The 16,458-nt window shown below is 51.6% G+C and carries 18 protein-coding genes, 2 tRNA genes and 1 pseudogene; 12 read left to right on the top strand and 9 right to left on the bottom strand.

The genetic code is table 11. The features are described from left to right. Positions 1 to 3: 3 nt before the first annotated feature. Positions 4 to 80: transfer RNA gene (locus MVG27_RS07230), tRNA-His, on the bottom strand. Positions 81 to 222: 142 nt separating this feature from the next. On the opposite strand from MVG27_RS07230, the gene MVG27_RS07235 reads away from it, so the two are divergent. Further along, positions 223 to 861 carry a hypothetical protein gene (locus MVG27_RS07235; RefSeq protein ID WP_297549405.1) on the top strand — a complete coding sequence of 213 codons (639 nt, stop codon included), beginning with the start codon at positions 223 to 225 and terminating at the stop codon, positions 859 to 861. Here MVG27_RS07235 and MVG27_RS07240 read toward each other — a convergent pair. Further along, positions 858 to 1,607 (bottom strand): biotin/lipoate A/B protein ligase family protein, encoded by a 750-nt coding sequence (locus tag MVG27_RS07240; protein ID WP_297549403.1) that lies wholly within the window; start codon positions 1,605 to 1,607, stop codon positions 858 to 860. The genes MVG27_RS07235 and MVG27_RS07240 overlap by 4 nt on opposite strands. 145 nt (positions 1,608 to 1,752) lie before the next feature. On the opposite strand from MVG27_RS07240, the gene MVG27_RS07245 reads away from it, so the two are divergent. From MVG27_RS07245 to MVG27_RS07260, 4 genes are all read left to right on the top strand, one after another. Beyond that, positions 1,753 to 1,830 (top strand) — tRNA-Ala (locus MVG27_RS07245). Positions 1,831 to 1,876: 46 nt separating this feature from the next. After that, complete coding sequence (locus MVG27_RS07250; RefSeq protein WP_297548678.1) at positions 1,877 to 2,425, top strand: hypothetical protein; 549 nt, start codon at positions 1,877 to 1,879, stop codon at positions 2,423 to 2,425. Next, positions 2,412 to 3,518, top strand: a complete 1,107-nt coding sequence (locus tag MVG27_RS07255; protein ID WP_297548680.1) for a M20/M25/M40 family metallo-hydrolase — start codon at positions 2,412 to 2,414, stop codon at positions 3,516 to 3,518. Before MVG27_RS07250 ends, MVG27_RS07255 begins: the two co-directional genes overlap by 14 nt. Positions 3,519 to 3,608: 90 nt before the next feature. After that, a complete protein-coding gene (locus tag MVG27_RS07260) occupies positions 3,609 to 4,874 on the top strand; it encodes a phosphoadenosine phosphosulfate reductase family protein (protein WP_297548682.1) in 1,266 nt (421 codons plus the stop codon). On the opposite strand, the gene MVG27_RS07265 is transcribed toward MVG27_RS07260, so the two are convergent. Genes MVG27_RS07265 through MVG27_RS07275 form a run of 3 tightly spaced genes read right to left on the bottom strand, consistent with a single transcriptional unit; the run spans position 4,871 to position 7,609 of the window. Then, positions 4,871 to 6,793: a S16 family serine protease gene (locus MVG27_RS07265; protein WP_297548684.1), complete on the bottom strand. Its 1,923-nt coding sequence runs from the start codon at positions 6,791 to 6,793 to the stop codon at positions 4,871 to 4,873. The two genes, MVG27_RS07260 and MVG27_RS07265, sit on opposite strands and share 4 nt — an antisense overlap. 55 nt (positions 6,794 to 6,848) lie before the next feature. After that, on the bottom strand, positions 6,849 to 7,103 hold the full coding sequence (locus MVG27_RS07270; RefSeq protein ID WP_297548686.1) for a hypothetical protein: 255 nt from the start codon (positions 7,101 to 7,103) through the stop codon (positions 6,849 to 6,851). Continuing rightward, positions 7,100 to 7,609 carry a metalloregulator ArsR/SmtB family transcription factor gene (locus MVG27_RS07275; RefSeq protein WP_297548688.1) on the bottom strand — a complete coding sequence of 170 codons (510 nt, stop codon included), beginning with the start codon at positions 7,607 to 7,609 and terminating at the stop codon, positions 7,100 to 7,102. Before MVG27_RS07275 ends, MVG27_RS07270 begins: the two co-directional genes overlap by 4 nt. A gap of 82 nt (positions 7,610 to 7,691) precedes the next feature. Here MVG27_RS07275 and MVG27_RS07280 point away from each other — a divergent pair, with 82 nt between their 5' ends. Genes MVG27_RS07280 through MVG27_RS07290 form a run of 3 tightly spaced genes read left to right on the top strand, consistent with a single transcriptional unit; the run spans position 7,692 to position 11,019 of the window. After that, positions 7,692 to 9,053, top strand: a complete 1,362-nt coding sequence (locus MVG27_RS07280; RefSeq protein ID WP_297548690.1) for a TldD/PmbA family protein — start codon at positions 7,692 to 7,694, stop codon at positions 9,051 to 9,053. Next, positions 9,050 to 10,333 carry a TldD/PmbA family protein gene (locus MVG27_RS07285; RefSeq protein WP_297548692.1) on the top strand — a complete coding sequence of 428 codons (1,284 nt, stop codon included), beginning with the start codon at positions 9,050 to 9,052 and terminating at the stop codon, positions 10,331 to 10,333. The genes MVG27_RS07280 and MVG27_RS07285 overlap by 4 nt, the downstream gene beginning before the upstream one ends. Before the next feature lie 47 nt (positions 10,334 to 10,380). Further along, complete coding sequence (locus MVG27_RS07290; protein ID WP_297548694.1) at positions 10,381 to 11,019, top strand: DUF257 family protein; 639 nt, start codon at positions 10,381 to 10,383, stop codon at positions 11,017 to 11,019. Here MVG27_RS07290 and MVG27_RS07295 read toward each other — a convergent pair. Further along, entirely contained in the window at positions 11,016 to 11,591 is a 576-nt protein-coding gene (locus MVG27_RS07295) for a PH domain-containing protein (RefSeq protein ID WP_297548710.1), read from the bottom strand. The genes MVG27_RS07290 and MVG27_RS07295 overlap by 4 nt on opposite strands. Positions 11,592 to 11,686: 95 nt before the next feature. Here MVG27_RS07295 and MVG27_RS07300 point away from each other — a divergent pair, with 95 nt between their 5' ends. The 4 genes from MVG27_RS07300 to MVG27_RS07315 all read left to right on the top strand — a co-directional run bounded on the left by MVG27_RS07300 (position 11,687) and on the right by MVG27_RS07315 (position 14,906). Then, positions 11,687 to 12,475, top strand: a complete 789-nt coding sequence (locus MVG27_RS07300) for a BtpA/SgcQ family protein (RefSeq protein WP_297556439.1) — start codon at positions 11,687 to 11,689, stop codon at positions 12,473 to 12,475. 67 nt (positions 12,476 to 12,542) lie between these two features. Then, entirely contained in the window at positions 12,543 to 13,892 is a 1,350-nt protein-coding gene (gene glmM / locus MVG27_RS07305) for a phosphoglucosamine mutase (protein ID WP_297548698.1), read from the top strand. Between the two features lie 25 nt (positions 13,893 to 13,917). Further along, complete coding sequence (locus MVG27_RS07310) at positions 13,918 to 14,472, top strand: hypothetical protein (protein ID WP_297548700.1); 555 nt, start codon at positions 13,918 to 13,920, stop codon at positions 14,470 to 14,472. A 95-nt stretch (positions 14,473 to 14,567) separates the two neighbouring features. Next, positions 14,568 to 14,906, top strand: coding sequence for a hypothetical protein (locus MVG27_RS07315; protein ID WP_297548702.1), 339 nt, complete (start codon positions 14,568 to 14,570; stop codon positions 14,904 to 14,906). A gap of 147 nt (positions 14,907 to 15,053) precedes the next feature. Here MVG27_RS07315 and MVG27_RS07320 read toward each other — a convergent pair whose 3' ends face one another. The 3 genes and pseudogenes from MVG27_RS07320 to MVG27_RS07330 all read right to left on the bottom strand — a co-directional run bounded on the left by MVG27_RS07320 (position 15,054) and on the right by MVG27_RS07330 (position 16,335). Further along, positions 15,054 to 15,677, bottom strand: coding sequence for a hypothetical protein (locus MVG27_RS07320; RefSeq protein ID WP_297548704.1), 624 nt, complete (start codon positions 15,675 to 15,677; stop codon positions 15,054 to 15,056). Position 15,678: 1 nt separating this feature from the next. Continuing rightward, positions 15,679 to 16,089 (bottom strand): annotated as a pseudogene (locus MVG27_RS07325) (PIN domain-containing protein); the annotation flags it as partial. 21 nt (positions 16,090 to 16,110) lie between these two features. Then, positions 16,111 to 16,335, bottom strand: a complete 225-nt coding sequence (locus MVG27_RS07330; protein WP_297548706.1) for a hypothetical protein — start codon at positions 16,333 to 16,335, stop codon at positions 16,111 to 16,113. Positions 16,336 to 16,458 lie beyond the last annotated feature (123 nt).

Genomic DNA, 16,458 nt, shown 5'->3' on the forward strand with positions numbered 1-16,458 from the left:
TTCTGGGGCCGGGGCCGGGATTTGAACCCGGGCTAGGGGATCCACAGTCCCCTGTGCTGACCAGGCTACACCACCCCGGCCATGTCCAGCTTAAGCTTTTGGGTTAGCTTTATAAAGTTTTCGTCAGATGCCGGGAAAGGCGGTGTTAAATTCCACATTCACGAGAAATTAAGGTGCAGACGCAGTCAAACGACGATTGAAAACCCCACAGGGGGCTGAGAGATGAAGGCAAAGCGCGAGGCCCTTAAAAGCCTTTTCACAGCGATGCTCGACGGGAAAGTTGATGAAGACATCATAGACCTCCTCCTTCTCATTAACTCAATCAAGGGAATCTACACCACAAGCTCATGCTCCGGCAGGATTGGAATCATCGAGGAGCCCTCCCTCGGGGCGAAACCACTCTCAAGGTGGCTAATCAAGGTTCACAGGGAGATGACGTTTCCAGAAGCAAAGAGGGCCCTTGGACGAGCTGAAAGCGGTTTAATATTCCTGAAAAGCCAGCCACCAATCTTTCACGTGGTTGCAGAGGGCCTGGAGAAGGCGAAGAGACTCCATGAGCTCGGACTGGCGAGTGGTTTCAAGTATACAACCTTCAAGGTCATCTCGAACCGCTATCTCGTTGAAATCAACGGGACCGAGTACCTGACCGTTCCACTCGGCAGGGACGGAAAAATAATGGTAAGCGACAATTACCTCCGCTTTGCCCTCGAAATAGGGAACTCCATGCTGAAACGCTCAAAGGGAAGACTGCCACGGCTCTTCAAGAACTTTAAAAAACTCCGGGAAGAACTTGGAAGAGACGAACTGTTCTACGAGCTGGCTGAGGAGTTTAAAATCAAAGAAAAGTGGGAGATGCCTTAGCGCATTTCATTCCACTCTTTCCTTCCATAGCGCTCCTCTATAAGCTTCTCCGCGAGTTCGAGCTCGTAATCCGTTAGCTCACCCTCTTCAACGTCAAAGGCCCTGGCAAAGCTCTCTCTGAGAAGCTCGTAGGCCTCCCAGCGGGTGAGCTTTATGCCCTCGCGCTCCAGCGTTGTAACGCGCTCCCAGATACTTGAGATTCCCTTATCCCTGAGCTTCTCTTTTGATGCCCTAAGCACCTTTCCAAGTATCTCAACGCGCGTCGCGTACATGAACGTGCCGTGCTGTAAGATAACACCTCTTCTCCTCGTCTGGGCTGAGCCACTGATTTTCTTCCCGTTGGCAACTATGTCGTTCAGACCCGAGAAGCCGGCATTAAGACCGAGGTCTTCAAGGGCATCAACGAGCGGGCCAGCTAGGTAGCGGTAGCTGGTTTCGACGTTCTTCAAGGCCGGATGAAAGTCCTCGCCGATTATTACCGAGTATGTTATCTCGCCGAACTCGTCGTGGAAGACGCTTCCACCGCCGGTAATCCTCCTCACGACCGGAATACCAAGCCTTTTAGCTTCTTCAAGGTTGACGTCGTGCCTCACGCTCTGGAACCTGCCTATCGTCACGGAGCTGGGCGAGAAGGCGTAGAGTCTGATGGTGTCAGGAACCCTGCCCTCAATTCTGGCGAGCATTATGGCCTCGTCTATTGCCATCTGAACTTCCGGTCTGGCAACGATGAACGGGATGAACCTCACCTAAATCACCAGGGTTAAAAAGGTTCGCGAGTTTTTAAGCCCAGCGATGATGACGCCCAAGCCCTCCTGAAGGGTGATGAGAGCGGTCACCACTGAGCGATACCAAAACTTTTTAAAATCCCGACCTTTGACTATAAACTGAAGTGGGCCGGTAGCTCAGCCTGGTACGAGCGCCGCCCTCGCAAGGCGGAGGCCGCGGGTTCAAATCCCGCCCGGTCCACCAACAAAACGTTTTTACGCATTTCCTCAAAATTCCTAAAGGTGATGCCATGGATTTACTTGGAGATCTTTTTGAAGACGATTTAAGCGAAGTTCTCAGGCGTGTCTCATCGCTTCCTCCCCGTGACGTTCTCAGCTATCTAGTCTCAACCTCCCAGCGTGTTCTTGCAGTGTACCAGGTGATGATGGAGTCCCTCCCAAGGGGGTATGGGAAAATCAAGTTCTCGCGCTTTGTTGAGAAGAAAGAAAGACAAACAGAGGAGCTTTGGAAAATAGCATTACGGCTCCATCCGGAGTCCCTTTCATCGGAAGTTAAGGGGGAAGATATAGAGGTCTCGATTGAGACCGTTGGCGACTATGCGGAAGTTCTCGAGCAGACGATTAAGCTCGAGGAACTCCAGTTACGGGCCTGCAGGTATCTCTCGGGGAAAATTGAAGACTTTGATCTCTCAATGCTTCTCCAGGATTTGGCCAATGAAATCGAGGAGAACATATCTTTCCTCAGGGAAGAACTTGAAAGGGTAAAAGGAATAGAACGGAAAGTGAAGTTTTCAGAATTTGTCAGGGAGCTGGTGGGTGATAGGGATGGACGAGTTTGAGCTTTTTAAAGACCTCGTTGCCATCGAGTCTCCCTTTGGAAAGGAAAACGAGATTTCAAAGTTTATAGCTTCAATCCTTAAGGAACACGGCTTCAAGGTCGAAACGCTCCCGGTTGAGGGCTTTGGAGACGACATCATAGCTTACCTTCCCGGTAGGGGCTACACGGTTGTCCTCAACGGGCACATGGACACCGTCAACCTTTCTCCCGGCTGGACGAGGAATCCCAAAGGCGAACTTGAAGGTGACAGTTTCTACGGCCTCGGTAGCGCCGACATGAAGGCCGGTCTCGCCGTTCTGATGAGCCTGTTCATTGAGATGGGGGAGCTTTCCAAGCGTGAAAGGCCCAACCTGATATTCACGGCAGTTAGCGACGAAGAGGGCTATTCCAGGGGGACGTGGGAACTGATTAAGAGCGGGAAGCTGAAGGATTCCGACATTGTCCTAGTTGCGGAGCCAACGAACGAGAGGCTCATGCTCGGCGCGAGGGGTCGTTTCGTTGTAAGGCTAACCGCCCGGGGGAAGAAGGCCCACGCGGCCCGGCCGGAACTTGGAATCAACGCGGTTGAGGAACTGTCAAGGCTTGTGGGGAACCTTTACCGCATCAAAACTAGGAACCACATCAAGCTCGGGAGGGGTTCCTACTGCGCGCTGTCAATCCAAGGAAATGCCGACGGCCTGAGCGTTCCGGATTACGCCGAGGCCATCGTGGACAGGCATGTAGTCATCGGCGAGGACTGGGAAAGGGTAGAGGGGGAGCTAAGGAAACTCTCGGAAAGGCTCGACGTTAAAGCGGAACTGAAAATAGAGAAGTTCCCGAGACCGACACCTGACATGCTCCCCTACGTCATTAGGGAAAACCTCCACGAGGTCAAGCTATTCAAGCGCGCCATGGCTTTGGCTGGCATAGACCCTCAGGTGACATACGGCAGGAGCGTTGGGGACTTCAACTATTTTGCCACATACCTTGGAAAACCGACCTTCGTTTTCGGCCCAGTTGGGGGCAACTGGCACGCCAGCGACGAATGGGTGAGCGTTTCCTCCATGAAAAGGGTAAAAGAGGCCTACAGAAAGTTCATACTGGACTTGGTCTAGCCTCAGGAAAGCCGGTCTCATCACGGCTCAGGGCAGGGAGTTTTCCTCATCGGCGACAAGGCTTTTAAATTTCCGCTTTTAACCCCTTCCATGTTCACGCTCATAGCGCGGGCAAGGAAGGACGCAAAGGCCCTAAGCTATATCAACGAGAGAAACTACGGAGGCTTTTTAAGGGTTGAGAGCCTCGGTGGTGGAAGGAAAAAGGAGGAAGTCCTTGAAAACCTTGAGAAAGCCATTAAGGCGCCTTACATTCCGGTTCTCCTCCTCGGTGAGAAGGAAAGAGACCTCATGGAGGAACTCCTTCCGGTTCTTAGGGAGAGCGGAAAGCCGTTCTATGCGAGGCTTTTGAGGACAAAGCGTGTCAGAAACATGCGGGTTGACGAGCTGTACTCGCACATCGAGGAGATAAAGGCCCGCTTCAGGCTTGGGATTGAATGGAGCGGTGCGTACGCTTTAAACCCTGAAAACCCGTTTGGAATCGAGCTAAATCCGGACTATGATATCTACCTGGCAGTTGGAGAGGGCTTTAGAAGGTCTATGCGGTCGATTTTGGGGGTTGAGCTCGGTGAGAACTCCCTCGTTCTGAGGAAGACCATGAACCAGGAGGTCTATTTCTCCGGGCCGAACAAAGTTGCTGAAGTCAGTAAAAAGCTCGGTTTTCCAACAGAAGTGCTCTGGCGCTGTCCCTGCGTTGAGGACGTCTCCCTGGATTCCCTAATCGAGCTCAACAGGGAATACATTGAAGCCTTTGCAAATGCTTCACGGGCGTTCCTTGAAACCTTCCGGGATTATGATATCATCGTCCCCTGGAGCGGTGGAAAGGACTCAACCGCGACGTTAATCCTTGCCAAGGAGACCTTCGGCAGGGTAACTGCTGTGTACGTGAGAATGGAGTACGAGATGCCCGAAACGGACGAGTACGTTGAAGGCCTCGCCAGAAGACTCGGCGTTGATTTAATTCGCGTTGACGTCCCAATGCCAATCGAGAAGTACGGCATGCCGACCCACAACAACAGGTGGTGCACGAGGAAGAAAGTAGAAGCCCTGTACTCCATAGTTTCCGAGTTTGAAAGGCCCGTTCTCCTCGTTGGAGACAGGGACGGCGAGAGCGCGAGGAGAAGATTAAAGCCACCCGTGGTGGAGAGGAAAACCGACTTCGGGAAAATTCTTGAGGTCATGCCCGTGAAGTTCTGGAGTGGGTTCATGGTCCAGCTCTTCATAATTATGAGGGGCTTCGAGTTACATCCCCTCTACTACGAGGGCTTCTACAGGCTCGGTTGTACGATATGCCCGAGTTTGGCCGAGTGGGAGGTGGAGCTGTTAAAGAAGAGAGGAGTGAAGGCCCTTCCGGGCTAAACCTTTCTTCCAACGGCCAGACCCACGACGAAGGCTATGACCACGAAGAGCCCTACAAGACCGTAATCGGGCTCACTAGAGGTTTTCACAGGGGTTGGCGTTGACGTTTTTGTCGCACTCGGGACGCTTATCTCCGGAACCGTGTTGGTGGTGGAGACCTTTGGAACAGGACTCAGGGGCGTTGACAGGAACAGGTTGGCTGTTTCCTTTGCGTACATGTAGAAGGTCATGGCCGTCTCGAGGTTGTCAATGCTCTGGTTCTTCTTTGCCAGCTCCTCAAAGCTCTGGGCGAACTCGTAGTAGGCTATCGCGAGTATCGGTGTGATGTTCTTCTCCTCGGCTATTCCTATCGCGGTTTTCGCGTCCTCCTTCACCATGTTGAGCTTGTCCATAAGGACAGTCCAGTTGGTTATGGCGAGCGTATCGAGGAAGACCTCCCCCTGAACGCGTGCCTGCATCGCCGTAAAGAGCGCCGCGGAGTACTTTCCGTCGTCGTAGTACTGCTGGGCCTTTTCTATTGTGCTTGTCAAGCTGTTCCCCAAAACGTCGCCGTACATCGACTCGATGTATGCCACTATGAGGTCGGACTCGTCTATGTAGTCCCTTGCGGTGACCTTGATTAGATCCTTCTTTATGGGCTCTCCCCTTGCAAAGCGCTTTCCGAGCTCGGCCCAGAATATTGCTGTTTTTGCCCTTTCATAGGCGTAGGCGGCCTCTCCCACAGAGTCCCAGTAGTCCCCAGAGTAGTAATACTTCCATGCGCTATCAAGGGCGCTTTTGGCGTCTTCAACCCTCTGCTCCGCGGCCGCGATGGCCTGGAGCATTGTTATGCCCCTTATGCTCTGGTTCTCAACGTAGGATTCCGCCTCCTTTATTGTTTCACTGGTATTCTTCAGTAGTTTCTCAACGTCCTGTGGGGTGTTTATCCTGAGATACCAGTCAACATGCCTTATGATTATCCTCGCCTGGAAGTCCTTGCTGAGGGCGGTGTAGTACATTCCCTTGTCTATGTAGTCCTTTGACTGGTTGAGCAACTGGCCGGCGTTGTTTAAGGCTGTTAGCAGGGTAACGTATGTGTCGTATCCAACGTTGCTACCCTTCAGCTCCTTCAGAACTCTCTGGTAGTAATCCGTCGTGTTCTTGTAATCGCTGACGGCGTCGTTCTTCAGGAAGGAGGTATCAATCTGAACGTTCTTGGGTGGCTCCGGCCTCGGGAGTCTGTGGCCGGTGAAGTAGTAAACCGCCTGGTAGATGTCCTTCACCTCAACAACCTTGAGGCCCCAGCGCTCTTCGGCGTACTTAACAACGTCAACTGGCTTGGTCTCGGTGTTTATCTCAAGAACACCCCCGATTTCCTTTTTCTGGGTTTCTTGGACGTACTGGATTCTCTGGCCCTCCGGGATAAGGAAGAGCTTAACTCCCGCTTCGTGAGCGGCCGCGGCTTTCTCAAGGATTCCGCCGACGGGCCCGATGCTCCCGTCGGGGTTAATCATTCCCGTCATCATCACTTTGGGGTTAATCTTCCAGCCTTCCAGTGCCGCGATAATTCCAACGGTCATCGTTCCCCCAGCTGAAGGACCGCCGATGATTGAGGTGTTGGCACGAACCTGTATGAAGACGTCGTAGTGGCTCATGTTTACCCCGAGAACCCTTCCGGCCACCTGCGCCGCCAGTCTCGCGCTCGCCTGCATGTCAACCTGGGCCAAAGGCCACGTCTCTATGTAAACGTGTCCGTGGCCGGGAGCTACCGTAATTACGAACTCCGTGACGACACCCGTCAGCTCGCCCGTTGAGGTTTTTGCAACGGCTGGTGCCCTTATCACCACGGTGTGCCCCTCGCTTGGACACTGAGCCATCGCTGGCGTCGCTAAGGGGAGCAGAAGGAGTACTGCCAGTATAAGAACTATTCCCCTCCTCATCTTTCCACCCGGGAAGAATTAGAAGAGCCAAATAAAGCGTTTGTGGTTCAACGGTTTAACGCTTCCAGAGGGCCAGAAAGAACAGCAGAAGTACAAGCACCTCGAGGGTATCGACTATGAACCCGATGTCGTACTGGATAACCCTGCTCTCGGCGGAAATCTCGACAACCTTCTTGAAGGCGAAGAGCAGGAAGGCAAGGGTTAGGTAAAGCGTTGCCCTTAGGTGGCTCTTCCTGTAGGCCAGATAGCTAACCCCCATCAGTGCCAGTGCGAGCAGTATCGTTGCCACGTCAAGTAGCATCTCCATCATTCACCCTCACCCATTCCAGCGAGGAGGTCTATAAGGCTATCTGCCAGCCTCTCCCAGAGCCCCGGCCTGTATTCCTTAATCAACCTGACCAACGTCTCAGGGTCATAGTTTGTGGAGTAGACAACGCTCTTCCCTTCCCTACGGGCCTTAACAACGCCGAGTTTTTCCAGTTCCCTCATGTGGTAGCTTATAGTTGGCTGACTGACACCGAGCTTCTCTGCTATCTCCCCCTGGTTCATCTCCCCTTCCATGAGCAGGAGGAGTATCTTTCGCCGGGTTTCGGTTGATATGGCCATGAGCAGTCTCTGGGCTTCCTCTTCAAAGCCCGCGGGAAATATGTAACGCCTCCTTCCGACCTTCCTTGAAAACACCTTGCCCTCTTTCTCAAGCTTTCCGAGGTGGTACTGAAGGTCTCCGATGCCCAGCTTAAGCTCCCTTGCAAGTTCTCTGAACGTCACACCCGGCCTGTTTCTGATGTAGTTGAGTATCTCGTTCCTCCGCTCCATCTTTCAACCCTTAAACTCTGTGGTTCATCCCTCTATGGCAAGGGATATAAGGCCTTTCCCTTTTATGCCCTGCGGTGAGGTTATGGAGTGGCTGGTTAAAAAGGCTGAGGAACTCGCGAGAAAACACGGCGTTGATTACTATGAAATCAGGCTCGTCAAGGTAACCTCCAGGAAGCTAATCATGACAAACGGCCAGCTGAGGGAGCTTTCCAGCAACTCGGAGCTCGGCATAGGGGCCAGGGCCTTCAACGGGGCGTGGGGGTTTTCCAGCGCAAACGACAGGGAGCGGTTCGAGAAGGCGATAGAAACGGCTATGAAGATAGCCAAGCTGTCCCGCGGGAACGCGAGGATTTACCTTGGCGACCCCGTTAGGGACGAGGTTGAACTCGGGGTCAAAAAGCCCTTCACGGAAATAGACATCGAGGAAAAGCTCTCCCTCGTCAAGGAAATAGATAAACTGCTCAAAGGTGAGAAAATCGTCAGCAGAAGCGTTAACTACGGTGATTCAATCGTCGAAACCCTCTACTTCAACTCCCTCGGAAGCGAGGTCAGAACCGTCGTCCCAAGGATAAGGCTCGGTTTCTCCGTTACGGCGAAGGAAAACGGTGAGATGCAGAGCTTCTGGAAGAGCTTTGGAGGAACCCTCGGCTGGGAACTCGTGGAGGGGATTGACCTTCACCACTGGACGTCCCACGTTAAGGCGAAGGCCCGAGAGCTACTTTCAGCGGGCTCACCGCCCTCCGGCGAGATGGAGGTAATAGCCGACCCCGAGCTCACAGGGGTTTTAATCCACGAGGCACTCGGTCATGCGGTTGAGGCTGATTCCGTAAAAAACGGAGACAGTATTCTGGCGGGAAAGCTGGGCGAAGAAATAGCAGTTGAAGGACTAACGGTGGTTGACGACCCCACTTTGCCCGGCAAGTTCGGGAGCTATCCCTACGACGACGAGGGAATTAAGGCCAAGCGCGTGGAGATAATTAGAGACGGCGTTCTCGTCAGCTACCTCAATGACAGGGAAACGGCTGAGTATTTTGACATTGAGCCCAATGGACACGCCCGGGCCGAGAGCTACAACCATCAGCCCCTAGTAAGGATGAGCAACACCTACGTCGAGCCCGGCGACTGGTCCTTTGAGGAAATCCTCGGGGAGGTAAGGCACGGTCTCTACATGCTCGGCGACAAGGGCGGAGAGGTTGACACGGCAAACGGGACCTTTACCTTCGGGGCCAAGATTGGTTACATCGTTGAAAACGGGGAAATCAGGGAAACCGTCCGCGACGTTGCACTCTCCGGCAAAATCCTCGACGTTCTGAGGAACATAAGGGCGATTGGAAACGACACGCGCGTTGAGTTCCCCGGCTACTGCGGAAAGGGTCAGTGGGTTCCGGTCGACGACGGTGGTCCGCATATCCTCACAAGGGCCCTCGTGGGGGGATTGAGGTGATTGAGGCAGTTGAGAGACTCGTCAGACTACTTGAAGGGGAGAATGTTGAGTGGGAGGTCTTTTACCAGTTCGGTCGCTCGGGTTCGTTCGCCATAGAGAGGGAAACCCTTGAGCGCTCCCAGAGGAAGTTCTACTCTGGAATAGGACTTAGAATCGGCCTGAAGGGAAGGCTCGGCTTCTCTTACATTACCGGCCTGCATCCAAGCGGTAATGAACTTGAGAACCTCGTGAAGAGAACGCTAAAACTGGCGAGGATAAGCGAGGTTCCCTTCAGGGGCTTTCCAGAAAAGGAAAAAACACCGCTCGTAAAGGGTCTCTACGATAGGAGAATCGACGAGATTCCCTTTGAAGAGGCCCACTCCATGGCCCTGGAATACGCAGAGCTTATGAGCGAGAAAAAGAAAAACGAGACTATCTCCGGCTCTCTTTCCCTCGCGGTTGGAACGAGCGGGATTGTGAACTCCAACGGAATCGAACTCGAGGAGCGCTCCACTTACATGGGGGTTTCAGCATACGCCGTAATCAGCGACCCGCCGGGAACAGGTTCATACAGGCAGTCCTTTACATCACTCCAGAACTTCGGAGAACTTGAGAGGGCCGTTGAGAGCGCCATCGGAGATGCCAGGCTGAGCGCTGAAGCAAAAAAGCTTGAACCCTTCACCGGGGAGCTCGTCCTAGAACCCGAGGCGGTCTCGTCCCTTTTAGATGTCTTTCTGGGCAACCTCTACGGCGATGAGGTCTACCACGGAAGGAGCAGGTTCTCAAGGCCGGGCGAGGAAATAGGCTCGTTCACCCTCGTTGATGACTCAACGCTCGAAGGTTTTCCGGGAAGCTACTCCTTCGACGGCGAAGGCACTCCGGGCCAGAGGGCCGTTCTCGTTGAGGAGGGGGTAATTAAAAGCTTCCTCCTCGATTACACCTACGCCTCATTTCTCGAAATGAAGAGCACGGGAAACGCGTTGAGGAGCTTCAGGAGCGTTCCCTACATCGGAACGAGCAACGTAATCCTCGAACCCGGCGAGGAGAGCCTTGAGGACTACGAGGGAATCGTTGTCAAAAGGGTCTTCGGCGAACACACGGCAAACCCCGTGAGCGGTGACTTCTCGCTCACAGTTGAGCTCGGCTACGTCGTGAGAAACGGCGAGCTCAGGCCGTTTAAGGACAACATGCTCGTTGGCAACGTCTTCGAGCTTTTAAAAACCCTGAAACCCGGGAGGAAAGCGAGGAGGATTTCAAGCTTCCTCTCTCCAAGGGTTCTCGTCGAGGGCAGGCTAGTTTGATAACGTTTTTATATTTTTAGTTCCATTCCTGTTTTTGGTGATGAGCCATGGGCAGTGATGGGCTCAGTAACATTATGTCCCTGTTATTACCCGGCGAAACTATTCTTGTTGAGTACACCCAGGACTCCCCCTCCGAGCTACTCTTCTGGTTGCTCGTGAAATGGGCGGAGAAAAACGGTAAACCCGTCCTGATTGACGATGTTCTCGACACGTTCCCTGAGGTTTTGGCGAGACTTAGGGTTCTTGATTTTGATATCTCAGGCTTTGACGACCTTCCGGTTGTTAAAATCGGAGGTTCGAGAAACGTTGGCCGGGTTATAGGAACCATAGACGTAGACAGGCATTCAATTGACTTTAGATACTACGAGAGAATATACTCCAAGGTCATAGAAGGAGTCGCCATAAACCCGGTTCTCGGCTTCCACAAGCTGTTTATGGTTCTCACGGACAGGGAGCTGTTCAGGCTTATTAGGAACGTTGCCGGCTTTGTTGGTAAGAGGGACAGAATAGCCATATATCTCGTTAACTCAGACGTCCTGTCTTCCAAAGCCGGGGGATTCGACGCCCTCCTGAGAGAAATCGCAACAACAGTGCTGGCGTTCTACCCAACGGAAAGGGGCTACGTTCTGGGTGTTGTAAAAACGCCGAGAAAGGAACTCCTTGGAAAGGAAGCGGTAATCCTCTAGAGTTCCTCAAGGAGCTTCTTCCGCTTTTCCTCGTATTCTTCCTGGCTTATTATCCCGAGGTCGTAGAGCTCCTTCAGCTTTTTGAGCTTCTCAACTGGGTCTTCCCTTTGAGGTGCTTCGGGTTGATGGGCAGGAACGGTGCGCGTTATGAACTCCTTGGGTTTCCTCAGCGTCCAGGTCTCGCTGGTCAGACCCTTTTTCACGCCGATGCTCACCGGCTCGACGGCTATAGCATTTAGGGCGTCCTTAATAGCGTTTATCGCCCTTCTCGCCTCCTCCTTGTCCATCCATCCGAGCTTGAGTGTTATGTTCTCCTCACTCTCTATCACGAACTCCGAGCTCACAAGCCCCAGCTTCACGGTGACCTGCTCCAGCTTTTGGTAGGGGATGGCCCTCAGGTCGTACCTTCCGAGCAACTTCTCATCCAGGTAGATTATCCTTCTGTCCGTAACGAGAAGCCATTTGGGCTTTTCAACGCTTATCTTTTTCCTTATCGAAAAAAGAACCTCCTCGCCGGGTTCCAGATGTCTCAAAACTGACTTCGGCAGTTCAGGATTTTCCTCATTCGCCATGCATCCCACCATGACTAACTTATCCACAATCTATATCAGGGTTTCCCCGCAAACCTCATTAACCAGGCTGAGAAAATACTTTGGGTGCTACTACCATGAACTTTGATAGAAAGCCCCTGATTGGAATGGTTCACCTGAAGCCCCTGCCGGGCTCTTACAGGTACGATGGTAATTTAGACGCAGTAATCGAGTCAGCCCTTAAAGACGCCAGAACGCTTGAGGAAGCCGGCTTCGATGCGATTATGGTTGAGAACTTCGGCGACGTGCCGTTTCCAAAATACGTTGATAAAACTACCGTTGCATCTTTTACGGCTGTGGCCAAGGCAATCCGTGACGAGGTTTCAGTTCCGGTTGGGATAAACGTTCTGAGAAACGACGGGATGGTCGCTTACTCCATAGCCTACGCCGTAAAAGCGGACTTCATAAGGGTGAACGTGCTGAGCGGTGTGGTTTACACGGACCAGGGTATCATCGAGGGCATCGCCCATGAACTTGCAAGGCTGAGAAAACTCCTCCCAAGCAAAATCAAGGTCTTCGCGGACGTTCACGTTAAGCACGCGGTTCACTTCTTCGACTTTGAGGATGCTATACGCGACACCGTTGAGCGCGGTTTAGCCGATGCCATCGTCGTGAGTGGAAAGGCAACCGGAAAACCCGTTAACCTGGAAAAGCTCGCCCTCGCGAAGAAAATCTCCCCCGTTCCGGTGGTAGTTGGCTCGGGAACCACCTCCGAGAACCTGCCCCAACTCTGGAAGCACGCCGACGGCTTTATCGTTGGAACCTGGATAAAGCGGGACGGAATTGTCGAGAACGAAGTTTCTCCGGAGAGGGCAAGGAAACTCGTTGAGCTCGCGAAACGTCTTCGTGTTGGTGCTACACCCTGAAAAAACTACGAAAGCGTTATATCCCTTCGTTTATACCCACCACGGATACCAGAAGGCGGTGGTTGGAATGGGGAGGTACTTTGGAACCAGCGGAATCAGAGGTGTTTTCAACGACTGCGTCACCCCCGAACTCGCTTTGCGCGTTGGGAAGGCCCTTGGAACTTACCTCGACGGGGGAAGGGTAATTGTTGGCATGGACACGAGGACGAGCAGTGAAACCCTGAAGAGAGCCCTGATAAGCGGTCTCCTGTCTACTGGAACAGAGGTTATAGACATTGGCCTGGCCCCAACACCCCTCACGGGCTTCGCCATAAAGCTCTACGGTGCCGATGCGGGTGTCACAGTAACTGCCTCCCACAATCCGCCGGAATACAACGGAATAAAGGTCTGGCAGAGTAATGGCATGGCCTATACACCCGAGATGGAGGCGGAACTTGAGGCCATAATAGACTCCGGGAACTTTAAAAAGGCCCCCTGGAACGAGATTGGAACGCTCAGGAGGGCAAATCCAAGGGGTGAATACATTAAGCGGGCACTTGAGATGGTCGAACTTGAGAACTCCTACACAGTTGTTTTAGATACTGGAAACGGGGCAGGCTCAGTTCTCAGTCCCTACCTCCAGCGCGAGCTTGGGAATAAGGTCATCAGCCTTAACGCCCATCCGAGTGGCTTCTTTGTGAGAGAACTTGAGCCGAACGCGAAGAGCCTCTCAGCCTTGGCGAAGACAGTGAAGGCGATGAAGGCCGATGTAGGCATAGCGCACGACGGAGACGCGGACAGAATCGGCGTCATTGACGATGAGGGCAACTTCGTCGAGTACGAGGTCATGCTCTCGCTCATAGCGGGCTACATGCTCAGGAAGTTTGGAAAGGGCAAGATAGTTACAACGGTTGATGCGGGCTTTGCACTCGATGACTACGTCAGGCCCCTTGGAGGAGAAGTAATCAGGACGCGCGTTGGCGATGTGGCAGTTGCCGACGAACTCGTCAGGCACGGTGGCGTTTTCGGTGGCGAGCCATCTGGAACTTGGATAATCCCGCAGTGGAACTTCACCCCGGATGGAATCTTCGCCGGTGCACTGGTTCTGGAGATGATTGACAGGCTCGGACCCATAAGCGAGCTCGCCAAAGAGGTCCCGCGCTACGTGACGCTTCGCGCCAAGATACCCTGCCCCAACGAGAAGAAGGCTAAAGCTATGGAGATAATAGCTAAGGAAGCCCTGAAGACCTTCGAATACAAGAGGTTGATAGACATAGACGGGATTAGGATAGAGAACGACGACTGGTGGATTCTCTTCAGGCCCAGCGGAACGGAGCCGATAATGAGGATAACGCTGGAGGCACACACGGAGGAAAAAGCTAAGGAGCTGATGGAGAAGGCAGAGAGGCTGGTAAGGGAGGCGATAGCAAGGAGTTGAAAATATCTGGTTAGTCTATTATTTGGTGATCGAAATGGATTGGGAAGTGTTTGCTACGGTACTTAGTGCTATCATCGGGGTTGTGAGTTTTGGATACAATGTAATACAAGGTAGGGGCTTAAGCAGAATGTTCTTTAAATCGAACTTGCTATATCATTCTACCGTAAAGCGGGAGTATGAATCATTGAAAAAACAGGCATTGGAGTACTCTCGGGGTTGTAGTAAGAGAGATGGGCTTCTGATTGGTGCTGTTATTGTTAACATTTCTCTTTTCTGTACAATATTGGCTGGGAAATTTAACTCGGAAAATAAAGAAACAGCTTTCCTATTTTTTATTATTGGAGTTTTGTGGGTTTTCTTAAATCTCTGGTTCATTTTACTTAAAAAAGCTCTAATTTCTGAGGTGCAACTAGAACATAACAAAGTGAAAAACGCATTAAACGGATCAGCATGGATATTTTTGGGCTCTGTTTTAGCAGTTATGACTGTGGGTTTGAGGTCTTCATTTATTGGTTCTCCTACATTTTTTATTCGGCCTCTGTTATTGTTGCGGGGATTGGTGCTATATTATCCGCCTTAATATTCTCTACCATAATCAACACTGGGACTGCTTTGCTATGGAAAATAAATATCTCTAATAACAGTTCATTTAGTAATAAGCTACCTCATCTTCTTGTGAAAACTAAAACAGGTAGCGTATTCTTTGGTCAGCTCTACGACCCGCTTGATAGCAAGGTTCTTGTCCTAAGAAAATCCAAGCTGATGCACGGTGGTCAGATAGTTGAAGATAAAAATGATTTAATACTTTGGACCTCCCAAGAAAGCGCGGGGGACTATTGGATAATCCCTTGGAATGACATTGAGTCAATAAAAATAGTTGAAGAAGGATTGTATGCTCCTCCAGAGTCTTCTACTGATAACTCCATTTCCCAAAGCACAGATAATAATCCCAAAGAAGAGAATGAGAATCCAAAAAGAAAGAATACTGAAACTGATTCAAAGCCTAAAACTTGAGTTTACTCTCCTTTTTTCCAATTTAGTCCTTCAACTTTTGAATTAGAGTTCAAAATGGCAAAGTCTTAAGTGAAAACTACCCAACTAGAGCCTACTAATGTCTTCAAAGGCACATATCATCTAAAAGCTTGAATTCAAAACAAACATTCACCTTTCTGTTTCCATATGTTTCCCCTTCAACTCACTCAGAGTTACTCCAAGTCCAAGTGCCTCTCCTAACCTTCTCACACTATCTTCAACGTCATCTTTATCGAACTCGAGATAAACCCCATCGGGGAACCTCTTCATCAGCTCTTCAAAGAGAATCCCCGGGCCTTCTCTTATTCTAAAGCCAAAGCCTTCAACGACCTTTTTGCTCTCCTTAATTCTATCCTCCTTGTCCATGTAGAAGAACGCCGGAATCAGGCCGTAATCATATGAATCGGGGTCGTTTGAAGTTGTGTGGAAGACGCCACAGGTGGGCGAACCCTTAACACCCAGGAAAACAACTTTCTCCGGCCTTTCCTCAGATAAAACCCTCCCAATGAAATCCGCTATAACGTTTGCTTTCTCGCGCATGCCGAGCCTTTCAAAGCTCTCCCTTCCCATCGGCGGTCTCGGCCAGCCGATTAGCTCGAACTCCGGGCAGGGGTAGGCCAGAATCTGCCACTCCTCGCCGAGTTCTCCAAGGAGCTTTCTCAGCCTCTTCGCGGTCTCGTATTCCTTCTCCTTCGCTCCCCGGTAAACGTAGAAGGGGCTCAGGAGGCAGGGGGCTATTATCAGGAGGTTCATGCTACTCACCCACAACTATTTCGTACAGCTCTCTAACTGTGACCACTTTAATTCCCCTCTTTGGAAGCTCCCTAATGAGCTTTTTGTCCCCTGTAACGAGTGGCACACCGAGGGCCAGAGCAAGGGCGACGTAGGGCACGTTGAGTGGGTCGGGTGAAACTCGCTTGGCATCTTCGAGTTCGTCCTTAAATAACTCCCGAGGAACCGTAACTGTCTGTTCCCTAATGATTTCAAGCATCTCCTCAAGCTCGTCTCTCTTCAACTTGCTCAGCGCCAGTACTCTATCGAAATGCTTCTCAAGCTCCTCCCAGAAAAATTCGGGGACGAGGAATCTAACTGTTCTGAACACATAATTCCAGGCGAAAATCTGGTGGGCAACTCCCCTGCTGTGGAGGGCCGAGAAAAGGACGTTGAAGTCTAGAACGACCTCCGTTTAGACCACCCCGTATCTCCTAGCGAGGGCTTTTTTCAGCTCCTCCGACAGAGTTTCAGCGCTTTCATCGTTCAGTTCGCTCTTTTCCGCGAGCTCAATGAACCTTCTGGCCTTTAAGAGTCTCATTTCTATCTCCTTTAATGCCTCAAGCTCTATTTTTTTCCTAAGCCCCGGCGTGAGATATCTCTCAATTTCCTCCGGGACCCGTATAACAATCTCCCCCATGCTTCCACCAGAGCTTAATTGGTAAAACTCCCTTTAAACCTTCTCCGCGATGTCCTTTATTATTTCCTCGACCCTCTCTTTAAGCTCCTCAAGTGTTCCTTCGTTGACTATAACGTAATCGGA

Origin of the sequence: Thermococcus sp. (assembly GCF_027011145.1) — an archaeon.
In the GTDB taxonomy this organism is placed as follows: domain Archaea; phylum Methanobacteriota_B; class Thermococci; order Thermococcales; family Thermococcaceae; genus Thermococcus.